The sequence below is a fragment of the Paracoccus fontiphilus genome, from assembly GCF_017356265.1.
Lineage (GTDB): Bacteria > Pseudomonadota > Alphaproteobacteria > Rhodobacterales > Rhodobacteraceae > Paracoccus > Paracoccus fontiphilus.
Window position 1 is genome coordinate 1 of sequence record NZ_JAFNAW010000101.1, and the last position, 7,841, is coordinate 7,841.

Annotated in this window: 7 protein-coding genes, 1 tRNA gene and 1 pseudogene; all 9 read left to right on the top strand. The window is 67.0% G+C overall.

The window, feature by feature from the left end:
• A partial coding sequence (locus J0F76_RS19240) for a PfkB family carbohydrate kinase (RefSeq protein WP_207471971.1) occupies window positions 1-800 on the top strand: 800 nt, incomplete at its 5' end.
• Complete coding sequence (locus J0F76_RS19245; protein WP_207471973.1) at window positions 797-1,711, top strand: pseudouridine-5'-phosphate glycosidase; 915 nt, start codon at window positions 797-799, stop codon at window positions 1,709-1,711. The genes J0F76_RS19240 and J0F76_RS19245, both read left to right, overlap by 4 nt.
• A gap of 35 nt (window positions 1,712-1,746) precedes the next feature.
• Window positions 1,747-1,829 (top strand) — tRNA-Leu (locus tag J0F76_RS19250).
• Window positions 1,830-1,962: 133 nt separating this feature from the next.
• Window positions 1,963-2,562, top strand: coding sequence for a twin-arginine translocation signal domain-containing protein (locus tag J0F76_RS21465; RefSeq protein ID WP_207471976.1), 600 nt, complete (start codon window positions 1,963-1,965; stop codon window positions 2,560-2,562).
• A gap of 12 nt (window positions 2,563-2,574) precedes the next feature.
• The gene (fdnG, locus tag J0F76_RS19260; protein ID WP_207471978.1) at window positions 2,575-5,052 is read left to right on the top strand and encodes a formate dehydrogenase-N subunit alpha; all 2,478 of its coding nucleotides are present in this window, start codon (window positions 2,575-2,577) and stop codon (window positions 5,050-5,052) included.
• The gene (fdxH, locus tag J0F76_RS19265; RefSeq protein WP_207471980.1) at window positions 5,049-6,032 is read left to right on the top strand and encodes a formate dehydrogenase subunit beta; all 984 of its coding nucleotides are present in this window, start codon (window positions 5,049-5,051) and stop codon (window positions 6,030-6,032) included. Before fdnG ends, fdxH begins: the two co-directional genes overlap by 4 nt.
• Complete coding sequence (locus J0F76_RS19270) at window positions 6,032-6,718, top strand: formate dehydrogenase subunit gamma (protein WP_207471981.1); 687 nt, start codon at window positions 6,032-6,034, stop codon at window positions 6,716-6,718. Before fdxH ends, J0F76_RS19270 begins: the two co-directional genes overlap by 1 nt.
• A 37-nt stretch (window positions 6,719-6,755) precedes the next feature.
• The gene (fdhE, locus tag J0F76_RS19275; protein ID WP_207471982.1) at window positions 6,756-7,670 is read left to right on the top strand and encodes a formate dehydrogenase accessory protein FdhE; all 915 of its coding nucleotides are present in this window, start codon (window positions 6,756-6,758) and stop codon (window positions 7,668-7,670) included.
• A pseudogene (locus J0F76_RS19280) lies at window positions 7,670-7,841 on the top strand (L-seryl-tRNA(Sec) selenium transferase); the annotation flags it as partial. The gene fdhE and the pseudogene J0F76_RS19280, both read left to right, overlap by 1 nt.

Below are 7,841 nucleotides of genomic sequence, written 5' to 3' on the forward strand. Positions count from 1 at the left end.
GCGCCGACGTGCCGGGCCGCATCCGCCACATTCCCGGCGGCGTGGCGCTGAACGTGGCGGTGGCCCTGGCCCGCTGGGGCCTGCGCCCCGCCGTCCTGTCCGCAGTGGGCCGCGACCCGGAAGGCGAGGCCCTGGTGGCCGAGGCCGGGCGGCTGGGCGTCCTGACCGCCCATCTGGCGCGCGACACCGGCCTGCCCACCGACACCTACATGGGCATCGAGGACAGCGAGGGCCTGATCGCCGCCATCGCCGACGTCCACAGCCTGGAGGACGCGGGCACCGCGATCCTGGCGCCGCTGGATGGCTCCCTGGCGGGCTGGACCGCGCCCGTGGTCCTGGACGGCAACCTGACCGTCGACCTGCTGGACGCCATTGCCCGCGACCCGCGCCTTGCCCGGGCGGACCTGCGCGTCGTTCCTGCCAGCCCCGGCAAGGCGGAACGGCTGGAACCCCTGCTTGCCGCCCGCCGTGGCTGCTTCTACCTCAACCGGCTCGAGGCCGAGATCCTCGCCGGACGGGCCTGCCCCGACGCAGCGACCGCCGCAGAGGCCGTGGTGGCGCGCGGCGCGGCCCGCGTGCTGGTGACGGACGGCCCCCGGCCCGCTGCCGAAGCCATGGTGGGCGCCCCGACCCTGACGCTGGCTCCGCCCTCCGTGACGGTTGCCCGCGTGACCGGCGCGGGTGACTGCTTCCTTGCGGCGCATCTTGCCGCCGAACTGAACCGCCAGCCGCGCGACGCGGCCCTGCGCCAGGCCGTCGAGGCCGCCGCCGCCCATGTTTCCGGAAAGGACGTCCCATGACCGCCCCCCTGACCTTCTCGCCCGAAGTCCAAGACGCCCTGTCCGCCGGCCGCCCTGTCGTGGCGCTGGAATCGACAATCATCACCCACGGGATGCCCTATCCGCAGAACCTGGCCATGGCGCGCCAGGTCGAACAGGTGATCCGCGACAACGGCGCGGTGCCCGCCACGATCGCCGTGATGGGCGGGCAGATCCATGTCGGGCTGACCGACGCCGCGCTGGAGGCCCTGGCGCAGACCCCTTCGGACCAGGCGATGAAGCTGTCACGCGCGGACCTGGCCGTGTGCCTTGCCAACGGCCGCACCGGCGCCACGACGGTCGCCGCCACGATGATCTGCGCGCATCTGGCGGGCATCCGGGTCTTCGCGACCGGCGGCATCGGCGGCGTGCATCGCGGGGCGGAAACTAGCTTCGACATCTCGGCCGACCTGCAGGAACTGGCGCAAACGCCCGTCACGGTCGTGGCGGCGGGCGCCAAGGCGATCCTGGACCTGCCCAAGACCTGGGAGGTTCTGGAAACGCTGGGCGTGCCGGTCATCGCCTATGGACAGGACGACCTGCCGGCCTTCTGGTCGCGGACCAGCGGCATCAAGGCGCCGCTGCGGATGGACAGCGCCGGGGAAATCGCCGCCGCCGCCGCCATGCGCGCCCGCTTGGGCCTCAAGGGCGGCCAGCTTGTCGCCAACCCGATCCCGCAGGATGCCGAGATCGCCCGCGACGACATCATGCCCGTGATCGAACAGGCCCTGTCCGAGGCCGAGACCCGGCGCATCGCCGCCAAGGAGGTCACGCCCTTCCTGCTGGGGCGCATCTTCGAACTGACCGGGGGCCGCTCGCTGGACTCGAACATCGCGCTGGTCCTGAACAATGCCCGACTGGCGGCGGCCATCGCCATCGCGATGACCCGTTGACCGCCCTGCCCGTCCTGCCGTAAGGCTGGGCGCGTGCGCGGCTGGCGGAATTGGTAGACGCAGTTGGTTTAGGTCCAACCGCTTCGGCGTGGGGGTTCGAGTCCCTCGCCGCGCACCAGACTTCCTCCTTGCGAACGCTCGCGGCCGTTACGTCAAGTTGTTCGGGTGATGTTCCTGCTCAGCTTGACTTTTGACCAGCCGGTCAGCAAACTTGCCCTGTACCTATCTATCGACAGGCAGCAGGAGGTCTTATGAACATCGACCTTTCGCGCCGCGGCTTCCTGAGGCTGGCGGGTGCGGGGGTTGCGGCGACGTCGCTTGGGGCCATGGGCTTCGGCGAGGCCGAGGCGGCGGAACAGGCGCATGTGCGCGCCTTCAAGCTGGCCACGACCACGGAAACGCGCAACACCTGCCCCTATTGCTCGGTCGCCTGCGGGATCATCATGTATTCCAAGGGTGACGTGAAGGCGGGCGAGACCGCCGAGCTGATCCATATCGAGGGCGACGCGGACCACCCGACGAACCGCGGCACGCTCTGCCCCAAGGGCGCGGCGCTGAAGGACTTCGTCCATGCGCCGACGCGCCTGACCAAGCCGCGCTATCGCGCCGCCGGCGCCAGCGAATTCCAGGACATCACCTGGGAAGACGCGCTGGACAAGATCGCCCGCGCGATGAAGTACGACCGCGACGCCAACTTCATCCAGACGAACGAGGCCGGGGTTCCGGTCAACCGCTGGACGACGACCGGCTTCCTGGCGGCATCGGCAACCACAAACGAAACCGCATGGCTGACCTACAAGACGGTCCGCTCCATGGGGATCGTCGGATTCGATAACCAGGCGCGCGTCTGACACGGCCCCACGGTGTCCAGTTTGGGCCCGACATTTGGCCGTGGAGCGATGACCAACTCCTGGACCGACATCAAGAACACCGACCTCGTGGTCGTCATGGGCGGCAACGCCGCCGAAGCGCATCCCTGCGGCTTCAAGTGGGTGACCGAGGCCAAGCACCATCGCGGCGCCAAGCTGATCGTGGTCGATCCGCGCTATACCCGCACGGCCTCCGTGTCGGACTATTATGCGCCGATCCGTCCGGGCAGCGACATCGTCTTCCTGATGGGCGTGATCCGCTGGTGCATCGAGAACGACAAGGTGCAGTGGGACTATGTCCGCAACTACACCAACGCGTCCTATCTGGTGCGAGAGGACTTCGGCTGGTCCGATGGCCTGTTCACCGGTTATGACGAGGAAAAGCGCGACTACGACAAGTCGTCATGGGACTATCAGATCGGCGACGACGGCTATGTGCTGACCGACCCGACGCTGCAGAACCCGCGCTGCGTCTGGAACATGCTCAAGGCGCATGTGGATGTCTACACGCCCGAGTTCGTGGAGCGCATCTGCGGCACGCCCAGGGACAAGTTCCTGCATATCTGCGGCATGATCGGCGAATGCTCCACGCCGACCAAGACCATGACCTCGATGTATGCGCTTGGCTGGACCCAGCATTCCAAGGGCGCGCAGAACATCCGCGGCATGGCGATGCTGCAGCTGATCCTGGGCAACATCGGCGTCCGGGGCGGCGGGATGAACGCGTTGCGCGGCCACTCCAACATCCAGGGCCTGACCGACATCGGCCTGATGTCGAACCTGATCCCGGGATACCTGAACATCCCGACGGAAAAGGAAGCGGACTGGGCGACCTACATGTCCACCCGCGGGTTCAAGCCTCTGCGGCCGAACCAGATGAGCTACTGGCAGAACTATCCCAAGTTCATGGTCAGCTTCATGAAGGCCATGTGGGGGGATTCCGCCACGGCGCAGAACGACTGGGCCTATCACTATCTGCCCAAGCTTGACGTGCCCGCCTATGACGGGATGCGCATGTTCGAGCTGATGGCGCATGGCAAGGTGAACCTGTATTTCTGCCAGGGCTTCAACCCGATCCTGTCCTTCCCCAACCGGGGCAAGATGACCGAGGCGTTTTCCAAGCTGAAGTTGCTGGTGGTCATGGACCCGCTGGCCACGGAAACCTCGCATTTCTGGCAGAACCACGGCATCCACAACGACGTGGACCCGGCGGCAATCCAGACCGAGGTGCTGGAACTGCCCACCACCTGCTTCGCCGAGGACGAGGGCGCGCTGGTGAACTCGGGCCGGTGGCTGCAATGGCACTGGGCGGGGGCGACCCCTCCGGGAGAGGCCAAGCACGACACCTGGATCATGGCGCAGATCTTCCAGCGGGTGAAGAAGCTGTACCAGGACGAGGGCGGGGTCTTCCCCGATCCGATCCTGAACCTGACCTGGGACTATGCCGATCCGAACGAGCCCATGCCGGACGAACTGGCGCGCGAAATGAACGGCCGCGCGCTGCGGACCGTTTATGACCTCAAGGACACGACCAAGGTCGTGGCCGAGGCGGGAAAGCAGCTGGCGAACTTCGGCCAGTATCGCGACGACGGATCGACCATGGGCGGCTGCTGGATCTATGCCGGCAGTTGGACCGAGGACGGCAACATGATGGCGCGGCGGGACAACACCGATCCCGACGACACCGGCGCGTTCCTCAACTGGTCCTTCGCATGGCCCGCGAACCGGCGGATTCTCTACAACCGCGCGTCCTGCGACCTGCAGGGCAAACCCTGGGACCCGTCGCGCAAGATCATCGAATGGACCGGCGAGAAGTGGGAAGGCTATGACGTCCCGGACATCGCGGTGACGGCCAAGCCCGAGGAGGTCGGCCCCTTCATCATGAACCCCGAGGGCAGCTCGCGGCTGTTCAGCCGGGGCATGATGCGCGACGGCCCCTTCCCTACCCACATGGAGCCGTTCGAATCGCCCATCGCCAACCCGTTCAACGCGCGGATGCGGGGGAACCCGGTGGCCCGGGTCTTCGAATCCGACGCCGAGAAGTTCGCGGAAATCGGCGACCCCGAATTCCCGTTCGTCGCGACCAGCTATCGCCTGACCGAGCATTTCCACTATTGGACCAAGCACAACCCGGTGAACGCCGTGTTGCAGCCCGAGTTCTTCGTGGAGATCAGCGAGGAACTGGCGGCCGAGCGCGGCATCGAGCGGGGCGGCCGCGTCCGCGTCTGGAGCAAGCGGGGCGAGGTCTGGGCCAAGGCCCTTGTCACCAAGCGGATCCGGCCGATGCAGATCGACGGCAAGACCGTTCATGTGATCGGCATCCCGCTGCACTGGGGCTTCATGGGCGCGGCGCGCAAGGGCTTCGGCCCGAACAGCCTGTCGTCCCAGGTCGGCGACGCCAACGTGGAGACGCCTGAATTCAAGGCCTTCATGGTCAATATCGAACCTTCAGCCGAGGAGCCGGTGGCATGACCGAAACCGCGCCCCAACCCAGGACGGCGGCGTCAAACCCGCCGGTCCAGCCAATCGGGTCGAACCTGCTGCCTTCCGACGTGGTCCGCATCTCGGCCACCAAGGACGTGCCGCAGCCTGAACGCCAGCTGACCAAGGTCGCCAAGCTGATCGACGTGTCCAAGTGCATCGGCTGCAAGGCCTGCCAGTCAGCCTGCATCGAGTGGAACGATACCAAGCCCGAGGTGGAAGAAAACGTGGGGGTCTACGAGAACCCTCACGACCTGACGCCCAACATGTTCACCCTGATGCGCTTTACCGAATGGGTGAATCCGGAAACCGACAACCTGGAATGGCTGATCCGCAAGGACGGCTGCATGCATTGCGAGGATCCGGGCTGCCTCAAGGCCTGCCCCGCGCCCGGCGCCATCGTGCAGTATTCCAACGGCATCGTCGATTTCATCCACGAGAACTGCATCGGCTGCGGCTATTGCGTGACCGGCTGCCCCTTCGACATCCCGCGCATCAGCAAGGTCGATCACAAGAGCTACAAGTGCACCTTGTGCTCCGACCGCGTGGCCGTGGGCCAGGGTCCGGCCTGCGCCAAGGCCTGCCCCACCGAGGCCATCGTCTTCGGCACCAAGGAGGACATGATCGCCCATGCCAACGACCGGGTCGAGGATCTGAAGTCTCGCGGCTACGCCAATGCCGGGATCTATGACCCCCCGGGCGTCGGCGGGACGCATGTCTTCTATGTGCTGCACCATGCCGACAAGCCCGCGATCTATGACGGGCTGCCGGACAATCCGCGCATCTCGCCGGTGGTCGAGGGCTGGAAGGGCGTGACCAAGACCGCGGGCCTTGCCGTCATGGGCGTGGCCGCCGTCGGCGCCGCGATCCACGGGATCTTCGCCCGCGCCAACAAGGTGGACGCCCACGAGGAACAGGAAGCCGAGAAGCTGGTTCAGTCCGGCGGTTCTGACGACAGGGGGGCTGTCTGATGCGGCGCCCCGTTTATGCCGAACCGGGCGACCGGATCGAGTCCACCAAGCCGGTGACGGTCAGCCGTTACCGGGGATTCATCCGCGCGAACCACTGGATCACGGCGATCACGCTGATCCTGCTGCTGATCTCGGGCTTGGCGTTCTTCCACCCGTCGCTGTATTTCCTGACCGGGCTGTTCGGCGGCGGGCAGAACGCCCGCTGGCTGCACCCCGTCATCGGCGTGGTGCTGTTCGTCAGCTTCATGGTGATGTTCATCCAGCTGTGGCGGCTGAACCTGCCCACCCCGGACGACAGGGCCTGGCTGTCCCAGATCGGCGACGTGGTGAAGGGGAACGAGGAGAACCTGCCCGAGCTTGGCAAGTACAATGCCGGGCAGAAGTTCATCTTCTGGGGCATGACGATCCTGATCGTGGTGCTGATCGTCTCGGGTGTGATGATCTGGGAACAGTTCTTCGGCGAACTGGTCACGATACCCACGCGCCGCTGGGCCGTGCTGACCCATTCGCTGGCGGCGGTGGCGATCATCCTGGTCTTCATCCTGCACGTCTACGCGGCCTTCTGGACACGCGGCACGCTGCGGGCCATGACGCGGGGCACGGTCACCGGCGGCTGGGCCTATCGCCACCACCGCAAGTGGCTGCGCGAACTGGCTGGACGGCGCACACGCGGCCCGGCAGAATAACGCGAACGGCAAGTGGCCGGTCCGGCCCGGAGAAGACATGAACAACAGCCTGCAACCCGACCCCACGGTCATCGGCGGCGTCCCCAAGGCGCCGCTGGCCTTTTTGCCCGATCCGGTGGCTGTCTTCGAAAAGCGCGCCGGACGTTTCGCCTTCCTGGCCGACCACGGCGGAAACCTTGCGCCTTACCTGCGCTTCCTGGGCGACCTGACGGCGCTCCAGGCGCGGCTGGCGCGCGACCTGCCCGCCTTGGCGCCGGTGCCCGCCGACCGCATCCGCATCGCCCGCGAAAGCCGGATGCCGCCCATCGACCGCGCCGCGCTGGCAACGGACGAGGGGATGCACGCCACGCTGGACCGCTTCCTGGCCGAAGCTGCGGCGCTGGACATGCCCGAGCCCGCGCGCCTCGCCTTGTCGGCGGTAACGGCGGCAGGAATTGCCGACCGCCACTGGCTGCTGGACAACATCCTGTCCGACCGCATCCCGGAGGACAGCGCCGCCCCGCACCTGTTCGTCGGCGCGGCGGTGCAGGTGCATCTGGCACGGCTGGCGGCCACGCTGGACGCGGCAAGCCTGGTCAAGATCCGCACCGGCACCTGCCCCACCTGCGGCGGGCGTCCCGCCACGTCCTCGGTCATGGGCGCGACAGGCATCGAGAGCACCCGCTATGCCACCTGCGGCTGCTGCGCGACCCAATGGAACGAGGTTCGCGTAGTCTGCCTTTGCTGCGGCTCGAACGCGGCGATCAGCTATCGCAGCGCCGAAACCGACGAGGCGACCGTCAAGGCCGAGGTCTGCGGCGACTGCAACAGTTGGGTCAAGATCCTGTATCAGGTGAAAAACGCCAGTCTGGACCCCATCGCCGACGACGTCTTCAGCCTGGGGCTGGACATGCTGATGAAGGACACGGATTTCCGGCGCGGCGGCTTCAACCCCTTCATCGCGGGATACTGATGACGGGCTTCCGCGCCCTGCCCTCGGTCGATCAGGTTCTGCTGTCTCCCGCGGGCCGGGCGCTGATCGACGACCATGGCCGCGCGGCGGTGACAACGGCCCTGCGCGCCCGGCTGGACGCGGCCCGGACGGCGATCAAGGGCGGCGCGGACGGCGCGGTCGAGGCCGCGC

What these genes read in the sequence shown, in the direction of transcription:
- fdhE (WP_207471982.1), top strand. Translation starts at nt 6,756, where the DNA reads ATGAACAACAGCCTGCAACCCGACCCCACGGTCATCGGCGGCGTCCCC.
- J0F76_RS19245 (WP_207471973.1), top strand. Translation starts at nt 797, where the DNA reads ATGACCGCCCCCCTGACCTTCTCGCCCGAAGTCCAAGACGCCCTGTCC.
- J0F76_RS21465 (WP_207471976.1), top strand. Translation starts at nt 1,963, where the DNA reads ATGAACATCGACCTTTCGCGCCGCGGCTTCCTGAGGCTGGCGGGTGCG.
- J0F76_RS19270 (WP_207471981.1), top strand. Translation starts at nt 6,032, where the DNA reads ATGCGGCGCCCCGTTTATGCCGAACCGGGCGACCGGATCGAGTCCACC.
- fdxH (WP_207471980.1), top strand. Translation starts at nt 5,049, where the DNA reads ATGACCGAAACCGCGCCCCAACCCAGGACGGCGGCGTCAAACCCGCCG.